Here is a 15,552-nt window from a genome sequence, read left to right on the forward strand (position 1 = left end):
ATACATCGGAAGGCAATGGCTGACGGAACCCTTGAATCCAAGGCTCCGGGCGGTGAAACGTCGTCCTCACATAGCGATATGAGGCCTAGTCGGCAAGCGGATGATGATCGTTGACCAGCCGCACCAGCCGCTCCTCCAGCACATGGGTGTAAATCTGTGTCGTCGATATGTCGGCATGGCCGAGCAACTGCTGCACGGCCCTGAGATCGGCGCCGTTCTGCAGGAGGTGGCTGGCGAAAGCATGGCGCAGCACATGCGGCGAGATCTTCGCCGAAGCGATGCCGGCCCTTGCCGCCAGCCCTTTCAGGTCTCGAGCAAAGACCTGGCGCGAGAGATAGCCGCTGTCGGATGCGGCAGGAAACAGGAACGGACTGTCGGCGAAGGCTGGAACCTTGGCGCGGGCGGCAAGCCACGTCTTCATCGCCGCACGCGCCTTGAGCGAGAGCGGGACCATACGCTCCTTGTCGCCCTTGCCGCGCACCATGAAGAAGCGGTCGTCGCGCTGCGCCACCGTCACCGGCAGGCCAACCAGCTCGGAAACGCGCAGGCCGGTGGCATAAAGCACCTCGACCAGCGCATGCAGCCGCAGTGCCGCCAGCCACTCACTCTTGCCCAGCCGGGCATCGTTGCCGAGACTGGGATCGCCGGCCTCAAGTGCCGCGCGGTCGATCAGCCGGCCGGTGTCGGCCTCGCTCATCGTCTTGGGCAGCGGACGGCGCTTTTTCGGGCTGTCCAACGTGCCGGACGGGTCATCGCCGCGCAGGCCTTCGGCGTAGAGGAATTTGAAGAACTGGCGGATCGCTGACAGTTTGCGCGCCTGCGACGTGGCGGCGAAGCCGCGCGCGGCGATGTCGTCGAGATAGGCGCGGATATCGGCGGCGGTCGCGCCGGCGAGCCCGCCATCGATCTCGCCAGAGGCGTCTTCGAGGTCACGGCGGTAGGAGGAAAGCGTGTTCTCGGCCGCACCCCGCTCGGCGCTCATCATTTCCAAAAAGGCTTCGATGCGGGCGGCGCTGTTCATTCAACGTTTCTTGTCGTTCAACTTTTCTTGGGATTGAGCTTCTCCGGAGGGATGCGCACGCTTATTTCACCCTTCTTGGGCTCCACGAACATCACCAGCGCGAACATCGTACCATAGGCAATGCCGGCCAGAATCGCTATTATCACGACAAAGCGAAACAGTGTCGGCATCAATTTTCGCCCGTCTTCTTGTTCTGCGTTTCCAAACCCTGTCCCCTTATGGGACGCCAATCAGACCAATTCAAGGAAGAAGCTGAGGCCTGTCAGGAACTTCCGATGCAGACCCCGTCAGCTCATATCGGGTCCAACGTGCTTGCCACGCTTGACGCAAACGGGCTTTTCATGTCGATACGCCGGCAAAGAGGGCCCTCGATACATCCGATGAACGCGCTGCCAGCAAATCCTCCAGACGAGACCCACGCCGTGCTGCTCGGTCGGCTGGGCAGCCGTTCCATCGTCTTTGTCGGGTTGATGGGCGCCGGCAAGACGGCGATCGGCCGCAAGGTGGCGACGATGCTGTCGCTGCCCTTCATCGACAGCGACCAGGAGATCGAAAGCGTCTCGCGCATGACCGTTCCGGAGCTGTTCGAGCGCTATGGCGAGACCGAATTCAGAGCACTGGAGCAGCGCGTCATCCTGCGCGTGCTGGAAAATGGCCCACAAGTGCTTTCGACGGGCGGAGGCGCCTTCATGAACGCGCATACGCGCGAGGCGATCGCTGCGCACGGCGTGTCGGTGTGGCTGAAAGCCGAACTCGACCTTTTGATTGACCGCGTCTCCAAGAAGCAGAACCGGCCGCTGTTGAAAAGTGCCGATCCCCGCGCCGTGCTGGAGCGGCTGATGAGCGAGCGCTATCCGGTCTATGCGACATCCGATGTCACGGTGCCGACTCGCGACGATCGCAAGGAGATCATCGCAACCGAGGTGGTGGAGGCGCTGTGTCGGCATTTCGGCATCGATGAGACTGCCGCGACTAGCGAGGTCAGATCATGAGCCTGGATCAGCCAGTCATTGTCCAAGTCGGCCTCGGCGAGCGGACCTATGACATCCTGATCGGCTCGGGACTGCTGTCACGCGCCGGCGCGGAGATTTCGCGCCGCCTGCCGGGCACCCGCGCCGCTGTGATCACCGACGCCAACGTCGCGGCAGCGCATCTCGATGTGCTGAAGGCCGGCCTCGAAACGGGCGGTATAGAGTCGGCCGTCATCACGCTGCCGCCCGGCGAGAAGACCAAAAGCTTTGCCCATCTTGAAGAAGTGGTGGATGGCGTGCTGGCTGCGAAACTGGAGCGCGGCGACATTGTCATCGCCTTGGGCGGCGGCGTTATCGGCGACCTTGCCGGCTTTGCCGCCGGCATCGTGCGCCGCGGCATGAATTTCGTGCAGATCCCGACCTCACTGCTGGCGCAGGTCGATTCCTCCGTCGGCGGCAAGACCGGCATCAACAGTACGCGCGGCAAGAACCTTGTCGGCGTCTTCCATCAGCCGAAGCTGGTGCTGGCCGACACCGGAGTGCTCGACACGCTGCCGATCCGCGAATTCCGCGCCGGCTATGCCGAACTCGCCAAGTATGGGCTCATCGACCGGCCGGAATTTTTCGCCTGGCTGGAAGGGAACTGGGGCCAGGTTTTTGCTGGCGGACCGGAGAGGGCGCAGGCCATTGCCGAAGCCTGCCGGGCCAAGGCCGACGTTGTTGCGCGCGACGAGTTCGAGACCGGCGACCGCGCGCTGCTCAATCTCGGCCACACGTTCGGCCACGCACTGGAAGCCGCCACCCAGTATGACGGATCCCGCCTCGTCCATGGCGAGGGTGTCGCCATTGGTATGGCACTGGCACATCGGTTCTCGTCGCGGCTCAACCTGGCCAGTCCCGACGATGCCGCACGCGTCGAGGCGCATCTGCGCACCGTCGGCCTACCCTGGCGCATGGCCGATATCCCGGGCGATTTGCCGGATGCCGAAAGCCTGCTTGCCTTCATCACCCAGGACAAGAAGGTGTCGCGCGGCGCGCTGACCTTCATCCTGACGCGTGGCATCGGCCAAGCCTTCATCGCCAAGGACGTGCCGGCCTCGGAAGTTCTGTCGTTCCTCAGGGAGAACCATCCGAGCCCGAAGGAAAGCACTCGGAGATGAACGAGACCGGCTGGATCGTCGTCGCTGTCCTTGCCGTCCTCCTCCTGCTGGTCGTTGCCTTGCGCACGCGCCTGCTTGCCGCTTTCGGCTATGAGCTGTCGCGCATCGAGCCGCGGCGCTCCACCCAGGATGAGTTGCGCGGCGCGGTCGACGATTTCCGCCGCGACGGCCAGGTGGTGCGCGAGGACCGTGATCGCGTCGGCGGACTGTTCGACCTCGCCGAACTCGAAGTCTCCGACATCATGGTCCACCGTACCAACATGCGCTCGGTCAACGCCGACAATGCGCCGGAGGCGGTGGTGCGCGAGATCCTGCAGAGCCCGCACACCCGGATGCCGTTGTGGAAAGGCTCGCTCGACAACATCGTCGGCGTGCTGCACGCCAAGGATCTGTTGCGCGCCTTGAATGAAGTCGGCAACGACTTCTCCAGGATCGACGTGATGAAGATCGCCTCGAAACCATGGTTCGTGCCCGACACCACGACGTTGCAGGAACAGCTTAACGCCTTCCTTCGCCGCAAGGCGCATTTCGCCGTCGTCGTCGACGAATATGGCGAAGTCGAAGGGCTGGTGACGCTGGAGGACATCATCGAGGAGATCGTCGGCGAGATCGCGGACGAGCACGATGTCGACATCCAAGGCGTCAAGCAGGAGGCCGACGGCTCCGTCGTCGTCGACGGCACGGTGCCGATCCGCGACCTGAACCGGGCGCTCGACTGGAACCTGCCGGATGAGGAGGCGACCACCATTGCCGGCCTCGTTATCCACGAGACGCAATCGATCCCCGAGGAGAAGCAGGCTTTCACATTCCACGGCAAGCGCTTCACTGTCATGAAGCGCGACAAGAACCGGATTGCCAGGCTGAGGATCAGGCCAGCCGGCGACGCTTAAAAACGCGTCCCGTCGAAACGAAGACAGCGACGCCATTCGGTTCAAGTCGTGTGATCATGCATGTCGCCCAGGACCGCTGAGCACTTTTGGCGCCATGAAAACCAGCCCGCTACGGAGCCTCATTCTGCGATCTGGCTCGTCGAGCGTTCGTGGATCGCCGCGCCCGTCTCGGCGTCGACGGCCGCCAAGCTGACCTCGTAACCCCAAAGCCTGCGGATGTGACGAAGCGTGGCGTCACGGCTGGCCTCCTCGAGAAGGATACCGTCATTGACCTTGTGCTGCAGTCTCAAATGCCGGTCACCAAGCAGATCGACATCCATCACCTGGATGTCCGGTTGGTTTGCTCCGATCTCGTAGCTGTGGGCAAGCGCGGCGCGGACCTTGGCATAGCCGCGTTCGTTGTGGATCGAGGCAACCTCGAAATGCGGTTGGTCGGCAGCGTCGCCGAGCACGAAGAGCCGCCATCTCCGGATCAAACTCGGACTGAGATACTGGCGGATAAAGGACTCGTCGCGGTGATCTGCCCAGGCGTCGAGCAGGATCTCTAGCCAGTTGCCGCGGCCGGCGAAGTCGGGAAACCAATCGCGGTCCTCGGCCGTCGGTTCGGTCGATATGCGCTTGATGTCCTGCATCATATCGAGGCCGAGAGCGTAAGGGTTGATGCCCGAAAACCGCGGATCGTCGTAGGCCGGCTGGAAGACCACGTTGGAATGATTCCGCAGGATTTCGAGCATGGCGCCTTCACTGATCTGGCCGCGATCGTACAGCATGTTCATCAGCGTATAGTGGACGAAAGTGGCGCAGCCCTCGTTCATCACCTGTGTTTGCCGTTGTGGGTAGAAATATTGTGCTATGACGCGAACGATCCTGATGATCTCACGCTGCCAGGGCTCCAGGATCAGGCTGTTCTTTTCCAGGAAGTAAAGCAGGTTTTCCTCGGGAAGGTTGAGCGATTTCTTCCGCTCCGGGTCCTCTCTCTTGTCGTTAGCCTTTTGCTGCGACGGTGGCAGCGTACGCCACAGATCATTATAGGTTTGCTCTTCGTATTCGAGGCGCTCGCGTAGCCCTTCGCGCTGCCGCTCCGACGACAGCTTCGGTGGCCGGTGATAGCGGAACACGCCTTGCGCCATCAGCGCATGGGCGGAATCAAGAACAGCCTCTACGGCGGCGAGGCCATGCCGCTCCTCGCAGCGGACAATGTAGCCCTTGGCGAAATCCAGGTAGTTGAGGATCGCCCCGGCGTCCGTCCACTGCTTGAACAGCTGATTGTTCTTGAAGAAATGATTATGCCCGAGCGCAGCATGGGCCGTCACCAAGGCCTGCAGGGCCATGGTGTTTTCCTCCATCAGATAGACGATGCACGGATTGGAATTGATGACCAGTTCATAGGCAAGCCCTCGACCGCCCTTACGATAGAGCAGGTCGTGGTGGAGGAAATGTTTGCCGAAAGACCAGTGACGGTACATCAGTGGCATGCCGACCGATGAATAGGCGTCGAGCATCTGCTGGGACGAGATGATCTCCATCTGCACCGGGTAGGTGTCGAGATGAAGCTCTTCGATCGCGATTGCCTCGATCGTGTCATAGGTCCTCGACAATGTCTTGAAATCCCAATCGGACCCTGAAAAAAGCAGGCTGGATTTACCGGCTTGTCTGGCCATTGAATCCCCTCATGCAACCTTGAGGGAAGCCGGCTGTCTGCCGAAGAGTTGGCGAAAAACCGGGTAGATATCCGCGGGCGTGGCGATGCGGCTCATCTGGAAGTTCGACCATTTCAGGTCGATTTCGCTATAGGCACGCCATAGCGATGTCCCGTTTTCGGTCGAGCCGAAGATATGGGCTTCACGCTCGTCGATGATCTCGACATAGGCAAAATACTGGCACAACCGCATGAGCTTGCCGTTGAGCAATGCTATGCATCGCTCGGAATCGCCGCCGAAATTGTCACCGTCGGAGGCCTGGGCAGCGTAGATGTTCCACTCGTGGGCGGGGTAACGTGCATCAATAATTCGGTGCATTTCCTCCAGCGCGGTGGAAACGACAGTGCCGCCACTTTGCGTGTTGTAGAAAAATGTTTCCTCATCGACCTCCTGGGCCAGATGCGTGTGGCGGATGAAGACGATCTCGATGCGCTCGTAGCGCCGTTTCAAGAACAGGTGCAGCAGTACGAAGAAGCGCTTTGCCAGATCCTTTTCGCGTTCACCCATCGAGCCGGACACATCCATCAGGCAGAACATGACGGCATTGGCATTCGGCACAGGTCGGGGATCGAAGCGGTTGAAGCGGATGTCGACCGGATCGACATAGGCAATTCGCCTGCGCCGCCGCTCCAGCCGGTCAAGCTCCTCCCTCAATGCCGCAATGCGCTGGCGCGCCGCCACGCTGGATGGCACCAACTCGAGCGCCGCGATTTCCTGAAGGATCGCGTCCAACTCCTCCTGCTTAGGACGCCTCAGCGCAATGCGGCGGCCGTGGCTGTTACGCATGGTGCGCACAACATTGATGTTGGTCGGTGAGCCGGTGGCGGCGAAGCCAGCCCGGCGCGACTTGTATGCAAGGATCTCCTTGAGGTTGAGCTTGACCATATCTGGGAGTTCGAGATCCTCAAAAAAAAGATCGAGCACCTCTTCACGCGACAGCACGAAACGAAAGTCGTCTTCAGACGCTGTATTCCCCGGGGACGCCCCTCCCGCGCCGCCGCCCCCGCCGGGTTTGGGGAGCAGATCTCCAGGGGAGAAATGCCTGTTGCCCGGCAGGATGTGCTGGCGCCTGCCGCTGTTGCGGGCGTTGTTGAAACTCGGTTCGTCAGTGCCGCTCTCCGGCATGGGCACAGCATGCTCGGCATCGGCGTCGGCGATCCTGCCGGTGCGGATCTGATCGCGTATGCTCCGCTTCAGTTCCTCGCGTGCACGCCTGAGAAAGCGCTGGCGATTGCCGAGGCTCTTGTCCTTCGGGTTCAGGCGACGGTCGATGAAGATCGGCATGGAACTATCCGGGCTCTCTCAACCCGCCCTGTTCACCCGCATGTACCAGTCCACAAGGCGACGCACCTGCCGCTGGGTGTAGCCGCGCTCGACCATGCGCTGCACGAATTCATTGTGCCGCTTTTCAGTGACGCTATCTTGCTTGGAGCCGAAGCTGATCACCGGCAGAAGGTCCTCGACCTGGCCGAACATGCGCTTCTCGATGACTTCCCGCAGCTTTTCGTAACTTGTCCACGCCGGGTTACGGCCATGGTTTCTTGCACGGGCGCGCAATGTGAACTTCACCACCTCGTTGCGGAAGTCCTTGGGATTGGCGATGCCGGCCGGCTTTTCGACCTGCGACAGTTCATTGTCCAGAACCTCGCGGTTGAGGATTTGACCGGTGTCGGGATCCTTATAGTCCTGATCCTCGATCCAGGCATCGGCATAGGCGATGTAGCGATCGAAAAGGTTCTGGCCGTACTCGCTGTACGATTCCAGATAGGCCTTCTGGATTTCGTGGCCGATAAACTCGGCATACCGCGCCGCCAGCTCGGACTTGATGAATTCCAGGTAGTCCGCTTCCGTCTCCTTCGGAAACTGTTCGCGTTTGATTGCCTCCTCGAGGATGTACATTAGATGTACGGGGTCGGCAGCCACCTCCTCGGTGTCATAGTTGAAGGTCTGCGACAGGATCTTGAAGGCAAAACGCGTGCTGACGCCGGCCATGCCCTCGTCGACGCCGGCGGCATCGCGATATTCCTGAACCGGTTTCGCCTTGGGGTCGATTTCCTTGAGGTTCTCGCCGTCATAGGCGCGCATCTTGGTGTAGAGCGGCGAATTGTCGTGCTTGGCCAAGCGGGTCGAGACGGTAAATCGGCTGAGAATATCCAGCACCTCGGGGGCACAGGAACTGTTGGCCAATTCGCTCTCCCGCAGCAGCTTTTCGTAGATATGTTTCTCTTCAGTTATCCGCAGACAATACGGCACCTTGACCACGAGGATGCGATCGAGGAAAGCCTCGTTGTTCTTGTTGTTCTTGAACTGCTGCCATTCCGACTCGTTGGAATGGGCCACGATAATGCCTTGATAGGGGAAGGCACCGAAATTCTCGGTACCGTTGTAGCTGCCCTCCTGGGTCGCGGTCAGCAGCGGATGCAGGACCTTGATGGGCGCCTTGAACATTTCGACGAACTCGAGCAGGCCCTGGGTGGTTCGGTTCAGTCCACCACTGTATGAATAGGCGTCCGGATCGGACTGGCTGAAATTTTCCAGTTGCCTGATATCGACTTTGCCGACCAGGGCCGAGACATCCTGATTGTTCTCGTCGCCAGGCTCCGTCTTGGCGATGGCGACCTGGCGCAGCCGCGAAGGCTTCAACTTGACCACGCTGAATTTCGAAATGTCGCCGGACAATTCGTCAAGTCGCTTGGCCGCCCAGGGTGAGATGAGCCCATTGAGACGGCGCCGGGCTATCCCGTATTTATCTTCCAGCAGGTCGCCCATGCGATCGGGATTGAAAAGGCCGAGTGGCGATTCGAAAACCGGACTGACCTGGTTGCCGGCCTTCAACGTGTAGATCGGGCGTTCCTCCATCAGTCTCTTCAGCCGTTCGGCCAGAGAGGATTTGCCGCCACCGACAGGGCCGAGGAGGTAGAGGATCTGTTTGCGCTCCTCGAGTCCCTGGGAGGCATAGCGGAAATATCCGGCAATGCGCTCGATCGTATCCTCCATGCCGTAGAAGTCGGAGAAGGATGGATAGATCTTGACGGTGCGGTTCGAGAAAATGCGGCCTAGTCGCTCGTCCTTGCTGGTGTCGATCAGGTTAGGCTCGCCGATTGCCTCGACCATCCGTTCAGGCGCCGAGGCATACATCGATTTGTCCTCCCGGCAGGCAAGTAGGTACTGCTGGAGACTGATTTCCTCCTGGCCCTCGTTCGCATAAATCTCCGAAAACAGGTCGAAGACGTCGGACTGATTCTCGCGCATGATATTCCGCCCTCAAAGCCGTTCTGGCTGCCGGATGGTTCCTCAATCTATTCAACTATCGGAGTGCGTTGTGGTTCCCATCACATGAAGGAGAGAACGTGCGCCTGGCATCGGCGCGGAACAGCACCCGATGTGATTGGAATGCGTATCCAACAACTTAGGGTGGTGATGGTCGGCTGAGGCGTCAAGGACAAAAATTGATTTCGTGAACTGAACCGCGAGCGCAATGCATTTGGTGTGGCGTGACCTGTGGCCCGATACGGGTTCGATGAGCCTGATCGATCTGGTCTCCTCTACAGCGGATGAGCGTCCGAAAAGGTTTGAGAGCCCATTCGCGGTTCGGATCGATGGTCGATCGCCGAACCGGATCCATGTGCCATACTCAACTGGACGCTTGTGCCGCCCGCTGGCACTCTTGATCGACATGGTCGGGAGACCACGATGATCGATCGACGAAGCTTCATTCTGGCTTCCGTGGCGGCGATGCTGCCATTGGGAGCATCGGCCGTGTGGCGCTTGCGCCAACCGGCGCCAAGAACTTTCGACTACGGGCCAGCCAAGCTCGACATCTATGCGCCTGATGACGCCACCGGCATGCCGGTCGTGTTCTTCGCCCATGGCGGCACCTGGCAATTCGGCAAACGCAGCCAGGTCAACGCCAAGCCGGCTTTCCTCTTGGCCAATGGCTTCTGCTTCGTCTCCATCGATTACCGCATGTTGCCTGAGGCCGGTGTCGCCACCCAGGCTGGTGACGTCGAAAAGGCCTACGCCTATATCAGAGCCAACATCGCCCAGCATGGCGGCGACCCCAAGCGCATTGTGGGCATGGGTCATTCGGCCGGCTGTCATCTGATTGCACTGAGCGGCATGCGCGGCGGGTTGCCGGACGTCGCTGCCTTGCTTCTCGATGACACCCGTGCCTACGATCTTGCAGCGCTCGCCAGGAATGGCGGCATGGTCCGGGCCTATGCTCGGGTCTTTTCCGACCCCTCGCAATGGGCCGCACTTTCACCGGCCAGCTACGTCGACGGCCGCAAGCATCCGCCGACCTTCATCGCCTATTCGCGAGCGCCAGGCCGTGGCGAAGCCTCGAAGACTTTTGCCGAACGCCTGCGCGCCACCGGCACCGAGGTCACCCTGTTCGACGGCAGCGCCTATACGCACATGTCGATCAATCGCGATTTCGGCGAGGACGGCGACGCGCTGACCGCGGCCGCGCTGGCATTCCTGAAATCGACGGTCGGCTGATCGAGGCTCGTGCGTCAGACTAGCTGCTGGATCAGACCACGTGCGAACGGCTCGGCGCATTGCTGGACAGCGCGCTATCTCAACCCGGACCGTTTCTGTTCGAGGCGGGCTCTGAGCGCCGCGAAAAGCGGGCGGCGGAACCGAGCTACCAGCGGGTCTTTTCGCCGGGCGCCGCCGGTTCGATCGCCAGCGCATGCACGCCGGCTTTCAACTCGTCGGCAAGCAGTTCGTTGACGGCGCGATGGCGGTCGATGCGGCTCATGCCGGCAAAGGCGGATGAGACGACGCGCACGCGAAAATGCGTCTCTCCTGTGCCGTCATAGGCGCCATGATGGTCGGAGCCGTGGTGATGGTGGCCGGCATGGAGATGGCTCTCGTTGATGATGACCAGCCGGTCCGGCGAAAACGCCTTGTTGAGCTTGTCTTCCATGGTCGTCTGTATGGACATCGCCATATTCCTTCACCACATATGGCCGGCATATCTGCCCGCAAAAACCGGAATTGGTCTGCGCAAAAGCCGCTGCCGCTCAACAAAATCCGCCAATCGCCTGTTTTATGCCGCGATTCAGCGGTTAGGGCGATCATCGCGAAAATGTCAATTCTTGTTTCGCATCTGCGAACGCCCCATAAATGGGTAAGATGAAGCCGTACCCCAAATATTTCGAGAAGATTCGCGTCCGCCCCGACAAGGACGCGGAGCTGAAGTCGCACTCGCCGATCTGCCAGTGGGACGGCTGCAAGGAGGCGGGCACACATCGCGCGCCGGTCGGGCGGATGAAGGAAGGCGAGTATTTCCGATTCTGCTTCGACCATGTGCGCGAGTACAACAAGGGCTTCAACTATTTCTCCGGCGTGCCGGACACCGAGGTCGCGCGCTTCCAGAAGGAAGCGATGACCGGCCATCGGCCGACCTGGAAGATGGGCGCCAACGGTGCCTCGACGCGGTCGTCGCCCGATATGGCGCAGATGCGTTCCGGCCGCGCCGGCTACTACAATCGCATGCGCGACCCCTTCGACCTGTTCAAGGGGCCGAAGGATCCGCGCGAGGCGCGCGAGCGCAAGGCCAAGCCGCTTGAGGCCAAGGCGCTGGAAACGCTTGGCCTTGATACAAAGGCGACTGGCAAGGAAATCAAGGCGCGCTATAAGGAACTGGTGAAACTCCACCATCCGGATGCGAATGGTGGCGACAGAGGTTCGGAAGACCGGTTCCGCGATGTGCTGCAGGCCTATCGCGTGCTCAAACAGGCGGGCCTGTGCTGAGCGACCATACGGTTCGCGTCGTTTTCCAACTTTCATAAGGTTGGAAAAGGCTCTAAGACCGCCCCCGGACAAAATCGATTGCCGGCGAAATCAGGCTTTTCGCCCGTGGAGACGTTGAGAGATATGAACAAGGTCGATCGCGACATCGCCAACCTGCCCGACACGACGGTGTCGGTGAAGGAGAAATTCGGTTTCGAGTCCAAGATGGTGGTGCCGGCCTATTCGGTGACATCAGAGCATGTGCCCGACATCGACCCGGACTATCTCTTCGACAAGAACACGACGATGGCGATACTGGCGGGCTTTGCCTACAACCGCCGCGTCATGGTGTCGGGCTATCACGGCACCGGCAAGTCGACCCATATCGAACAGGTCGCCGCCCGCCTCAACTGGCCCTGCGTGCGCGTCAACCTCGACAGCCATGTCAGCCGTATCGATCTCGTCGGCAAGGACGCGATCGTCGTCAAGGACGGGCTGCAGATCACGGAATTCCGCGACGGCATCCTGCCCTGGGCCTACCAGCACAATGTCGCGCTATGCTTCGACGAATATGACGCCGGCCGTCCGGACGTGATGTTCGTCATCCAGCGCGTGCTGGAATCGTCGGGCCGGCTGACGCTGCTCGATCAGAGCCGGGTCATCCGTCCGCATCCGGCGTTCCGGCTGTTCTCGACCGCCAACACGGTCGGCCTCGGCGACACCACCGGCCTCTATCACGGAACCCAGCAGATCAACCAGGCGCAGATGGACCGCTGGTCGATCGTCACCACGCTGAACTACCTGCCGCACGACAATGAAGTTGCCATCGTGCTGGCCAAAGCCAAGCACTATCGCGACGGCAAGGGCAAGGAAATCGTCAATAAGATGGTGCGCGTCGCCGACATGACGCGCTCGGCGTTCATCAATGGCGATCTCTCGACGGTGATGAGCCCACGTACCGTGATCACCTGGGCCGAAAATGCCGAGATCTTCGGCAATATCGGCATGGCGTTCCGCCTGACCTTTCTCAACAAATGCGACGAGCTGGAGCGTTCGTTGGTGGCCGAGTTCTATCAACGTGCTTTTGGGGAGGATCTGCCCGAGAGCGCCGCGAACGTGGTGCTGGGCTAAAGCAGAGTCTCGATGGCGGGTCCGGGCGACAACACGCGCAACAAGTCGAAGACGGGGTCTGAAGCCGACAGCTTCAAGCGCGCCGTCACCGTCTGCATGCGCGCCATTGCCGGCGACAAGGAGCTTGAAGTCGGTTTCGCCAAGGATAGGCCGGCACTCGCCGGCAGCCGCGCGCGCCTGCCCGAACTGCCGAAGAAGGCTTCGAAGACCGACATCGCGATCACCCGCGGCCTCGGTGATTCGATGGCGCTGAAGCGCGCCTGCCACGATGTGCGCATCCACACCAAGCTGGCGCCGGATGGCAAGGCGGCCCGCGCCATCTATGACGCGGTCGAGCAGGCCCGTGTCGAGGCGATCGGCTCACGTGCCATGCAAGGCGTCGCCGACAATATCGGCTCGATGCTGGAGGACAAATACGCCAAGGCCAATCTCGTCGACGTGAGGGACAAGGCCGACGCGCCGATCGAGGAAGCACTTGCGCTCATGGTGCGCGAGAAGCTGACCGGTCGGCCGATCCCGAAGAGCGGCCAGCGGCTGGTCGAACTCTGGCGGCCCTGGGTCGAGGAAAAGGCCAAGTCGGATCTCGACGGACTTTCCGCCAAGCTCGGCGACCAGCAGGCTTTCGCCCGCGTCGTGCGCGAGATGCTCGCCTCCATGGAAATGGCCGAGGAACTCGGCGACGAGCAGGAGACGGAAGACTCCGAGGACAATGACGACAACCAGCCGCAAGGCGACGAGCAAAGCGAGGAGGGCGGCGAAGAGGATTCGGGCTCCGAGCAGTCGCAGTCCGAGGATGCCGAGGCTTCGGCCGATGACGAGCAATCGGCCGAGACGGAAGCGTCCGATGCCACCGCCGACGATCTGTCCGACGATGACGATGCGGACGCCGAGACGCCCGGCGAGGCGCGCCGCAACGACAACCCCTTCACCAATCTGCCGAAGGAAATCGACTACAAGGTCTTCACCACCGCTTTCGATGAGACGGTCGGTGCCGAGGAACTTTGCGAAGAAGAAGAGCTCGACCGACTGCGCGCCTTCCTCGACAAGCAGCTTGCCAATCTGTCCGGCGTCGTCGGCCGCCTGGCCAACCGGCTGCAGCGCCGGCTGATGGCGCAGCAGAACCGCTCCTGGGATTTCGACCTGGAAGAGGGTTACCTCGATCCGGCGCGGCTGGTGCGTGTCGTTATCGACCCGATGCAGCCCCTGTCCTTCAAGCAGGAGCGCGACACCAAATTCCGCGACACGGTGGTGACGCTGGTGCTCGACAATTCGGGCTCCATGCGCGGCCGGCCGATCACGGTCGCGGCCACCTGCGCCGACATATTGGCGCGCACGCTGGAACGTTGCGGCGTCTCGGTTGAGATCCTCGGCTTCACCACCCGGGCCTGGAAGGGCGGGCAGGCGCGCGAGAAGTGGCTGAAGGACGGCAAGCCGCCGAACCCCGGCCGGCTCAACGATCTGCGCCACATCATCTACAAATCCGCCGACCATCCATGGCGGCGGGCACGGCGCAATCTCGGCCTGATGATGCGCGAGGGCCTGCTCAAGGAAAACATCGACGGCGAGGCGCTGCTGTGGGCGCACAACCGGCTGATCGCCCGGCCGGAGCAGCGCAAGATTCTGATGATGATCTCGGACGGCGCGCCGGTCGACGATTCGACGCTGTCGGTCAATCCGGGCAATTATCTCGAGCGCCATCTGCGCGCTGTCATCGAGCTGATCGAGACGCGCTCGCCGGTGGAGCTGCTGGCCATCGGCATCGGCCACGACGTCACGCGCTATTATCGCCGCGCCGTCACCATCGTCGATGCCGAGGAACTGGCCGGCGCCATGACCGAGCAATTGGCTTCGCTGTTCGCCGAGGAGAGCGCCAAGGATACGCGGCGCGGCGGCATGCGGCGCGCCGGATGATCTCTAGGCGCGGCGGCTTTCAGCAGACGATTTTCGCCGCCATCGCCCTGCTTTCTGGCGTGGCTTCGGCGGCAGCCGGTTCGCTCGGCTCAAGTTCGGTCGAACCGGTCGAAGTCTCGGCCCGGCCAATCGCCGAGTTCCACATTGGCGGCGCCGACAAGCAGTTCGGTCCGCTCGAATTCGTCGGCGGGCTGGAGATGACCTCGCCAACGCGCGATTTCGGTGCGCTGTCGGCGTTCCGGTTCCTGAAAGCCGGCGGCGATTTCGTGGGCGTTGCCGACACCGGGTTCTGGTTCTTCGGCACGGTGGTCCGCGACGCCGACAAGCGGCCGTCCGGCATCCAGAATTTCCGCATGCAGCAGATGGTCGACGAAACCGGTCGGCCGATCGACAAGAAGTGGGAGGTCGATGCGGAAGGCCTCGCGGTCAAGGACGGCGTTGCCACCGTCGGCTTCGAGCGCAACCACCGCGTCGCCCAGTTCAAGATCGACCCGGCCGACATGAAGGCGCCGTTCAAGCAGCTGGATTTCGTGGTGCCAGCCGGGGAACTGCGCCAGAATCGCGGCTTCGAGACCGTCACCCACGCCAATGCCAACGGCCAGCATGAGGGCGGGCTGGTCGTGGTTTCCGAGAAGAGCCTCGACAAGGCCGGCAACATCTATGCCGCCATCGTCGAAGGGCCGCATAAGGGGGTCTTCACCGTCAAGCGCAACGGCGACTTCGACATCACCGACGGCGCCTTCCTGCCGGATGGCGACCTCTTGCTTCTGGAGCGCAGCTTTTCGATGGCCAGGGGCGTCAAAATGCGGCTGCGACGCATTTATGGCGAGAGCGTCGAAAAGGGTGCGGTCGCCGACGGGCCGGTGCTGCTGGAAGCCGACATGGGCTACCAGATCGACAATATGGAAGGGCTCGACGTCTGGACCCGCGACGATGGTGCGCTGATGGTGTCGCTGATTTCCGACGACAACCACTCGATCCTGCAGCGCAACCTCTACCTGGAATTTATTCTCCACCAGGATTAAGCGG

At 61.4% G+C, this 15,552-nt stretch carries 14 protein-coding genes; 8 read left to right on the plus strand and 6 right to left on the minus strand.

Translation table 11 applies throughout. From position 1 onward, the window contains the following. Positions 1 to 85 precede the first annotated feature (85 nt). Together NKJ01_RS10935 and NKJ01_RS10940 are read right to left on the minus strand one after the other, a co-directional pair. The gene (locus NKJ01_RS10935; protein ID WP_352727841.1) at positions 86 to 1,021 is read right to left on the minus strand and encodes a site-specific tyrosine recombinase XerD; all 936 of its coding nucleotides are present in this window, start codon (positions 1,019 to 1,021) and stop codon (positions 86 to 88) included. A 17-nt stretch (positions 1,022 to 1,038) separates the two neighbouring features. Further along, a complete protein-coding gene (locus NKJ01_RS10940) occupies positions 1,039 to 1,191 on the minus strand; it encodes a hypothetical protein (protein WP_023757273.1) in 153 nt (50 codons plus the stop codon). Positions 1,192 to 1,401: 210 nt separating this feature from the next. Between NKJ01_RS10940 and NKJ01_RS10945 the strand changes: the two genes are divergently transcribed. The 3 genes from NKJ01_RS10945 to NKJ01_RS10955 are packed head-to-tail and all read left to right on the plus strand — an operon-like array spanning position 1,402 to position 4,042. After that, complete coding sequence (locus NKJ01_RS10945) at positions 1,402 to 2,013, plus strand: shikimate kinase (protein WP_352727843.1); 612 nt, start codon at positions 1,402 to 1,404, stop codon at positions 2,011 to 2,013. Further along, entirely contained in the window at positions 2,010 to 3,152 is a 1,143-nt protein-coding gene (gene aroB / locus NKJ01_RS10950; RefSeq protein ID WP_352727845.1) for a 3-dehydroquinate synthase, read from the plus strand. The genes NKJ01_RS10945 and aroB overlap by 4 nt, the downstream gene beginning before the upstream one ends. Continuing rightward, complete coding sequence (locus NKJ01_RS10955) at positions 3,149 to 4,042, plus strand: HlyC/CorC family transporter (protein WP_352727847.1); 894 nt, start codon at positions 3,149 to 3,151, stop codon at positions 4,040 to 4,042. The genes aroB and NKJ01_RS10955 overlap by 4 nt, the downstream gene beginning before the upstream one ends. Before the next feature lie 119 nt (positions 4,043 to 4,161). Here NKJ01_RS10955 and NKJ01_RS10960 read toward each other — a convergent pair whose 3' ends face one another. The 3 genes from NKJ01_RS10960 to NKJ01_RS10970 are packed head-to-tail and all read right to left on the minus strand — an operon-like array spanning position 4,162 to position 8,994. After that, the gene (locus tag NKJ01_RS10960; protein ID WP_352727849.1) at positions 4,162 to 5,703 is read right to left on the minus strand and encodes a SpoVR family protein; all 1,542 of its coding nucleotides are present in this window, start codon (positions 5,701 to 5,703) and stop codon (positions 4,162 to 4,164) included. Between the two features lie 9 nt (positions 5,704 to 5,712). Continuing rightward, entirely contained in the window at positions 5,713 to 7,026 is a 1,314-nt protein-coding gene (locus tag NKJ01_RS10965; RefSeq protein ID WP_352727851.1) for a YeaH/YhbH family protein, read from the minus strand. An 18-nt stretch (positions 7,027 to 7,044) separates the two neighbouring features. Then, positions 7,045 to 8,994 (minus strand): PrkA family serine protein kinase, encoded by a 1,950-nt coding sequence (locus NKJ01_RS10970; protein WP_023757267.1) that lies wholly within the window; start codon positions 8,992 to 8,994, stop codon positions 7,045 to 7,047. A gap of 441 nt (positions 8,995 to 9,435) precedes the next feature. Here NKJ01_RS10970 and NKJ01_RS10975 point away from each other — a divergent pair, with 441 nt between their 5' ends. Further along, a complete protein-coding gene (locus NKJ01_RS10975; protein ID WP_352727853.1) occupies positions 9,436 to 10,242 on the plus strand; it encodes an alpha/beta hydrolase in 807 nt (268 codons plus the stop codon). Positions 10,243 to 10,387: 145 nt separating this feature from the next. Here the strand turns inward: NKJ01_RS10975 and NKJ01_RS10980 are convergent, their stop codons facing one another. Then, the gene (locus tag NKJ01_RS10980) at positions 10,388 to 10,690 is read right to left on the minus strand and encodes a BolA family protein (protein ID WP_023757265.1); all 303 of its coding nucleotides are present in this window, start codon (positions 10,688 to 10,690) and stop codon (positions 10,388 to 10,390) included. 182 nt (positions 10,691 to 10,872) lie between these two features. Between NKJ01_RS10980 and NKJ01_RS10985 the strand changes: the two genes are divergently transcribed. The 4 genes from NKJ01_RS10985 to NKJ01_RS11000 all read left to right on the plus strand — a co-directional run bounded on the left by NKJ01_RS10985 (position 10,873) and on the right by NKJ01_RS11000 (position 15,548). Further along, entirely contained in the window at positions 10,873 to 11,502 is a 630-nt protein-coding gene (locus tag NKJ01_RS10985) for a J domain-containing protein (RefSeq protein WP_032906956.1), read from the plus strand. A gap of 123 nt (positions 11,503 to 11,625) precedes the next feature. Next, a complete protein-coding gene (gene cobS, locus NKJ01_RS10990; RefSeq protein ID WP_023757263.1) occupies positions 11,626 to 12,612 on the plus strand; it encodes a cobaltochelatase subunit CobS in 987 nt (328 codons plus the stop codon). 12 nt (positions 12,613 to 12,624) lie between these two features. After that, on the plus strand, positions 12,625 to 14,523 hold the full coding sequence (gene cobT / locus NKJ01_RS10995) for a cobaltochelatase subunit CobT (RefSeq protein WP_352727856.1): 1,899 nt from the start codon (positions 12,625 to 12,627) through the stop codon (positions 14,521 to 14,523). After that, entirely contained in the window at positions 14,520 to 15,548 is a 1,029-nt protein-coding gene (locus tag NKJ01_RS11000; protein WP_352727858.1) for an esterase-like activity of phytase family protein, read from the plus strand. The genes cobT and NKJ01_RS11000 overlap by 4 nt, the downstream gene beginning before the upstream one ends. The last annotated feature ends 4 nt before the right edge of the window (positions 15,549 to 15,552 follow it).

This window comes from Mesorhizobium sp. M0276 (genome assembly GCF_040321755.1).
GTDB lineage: Bacteria > Pseudomonadota > Alphaproteobacteria > Rhizobiales > Rhizobiaceae > Mesorhizobium.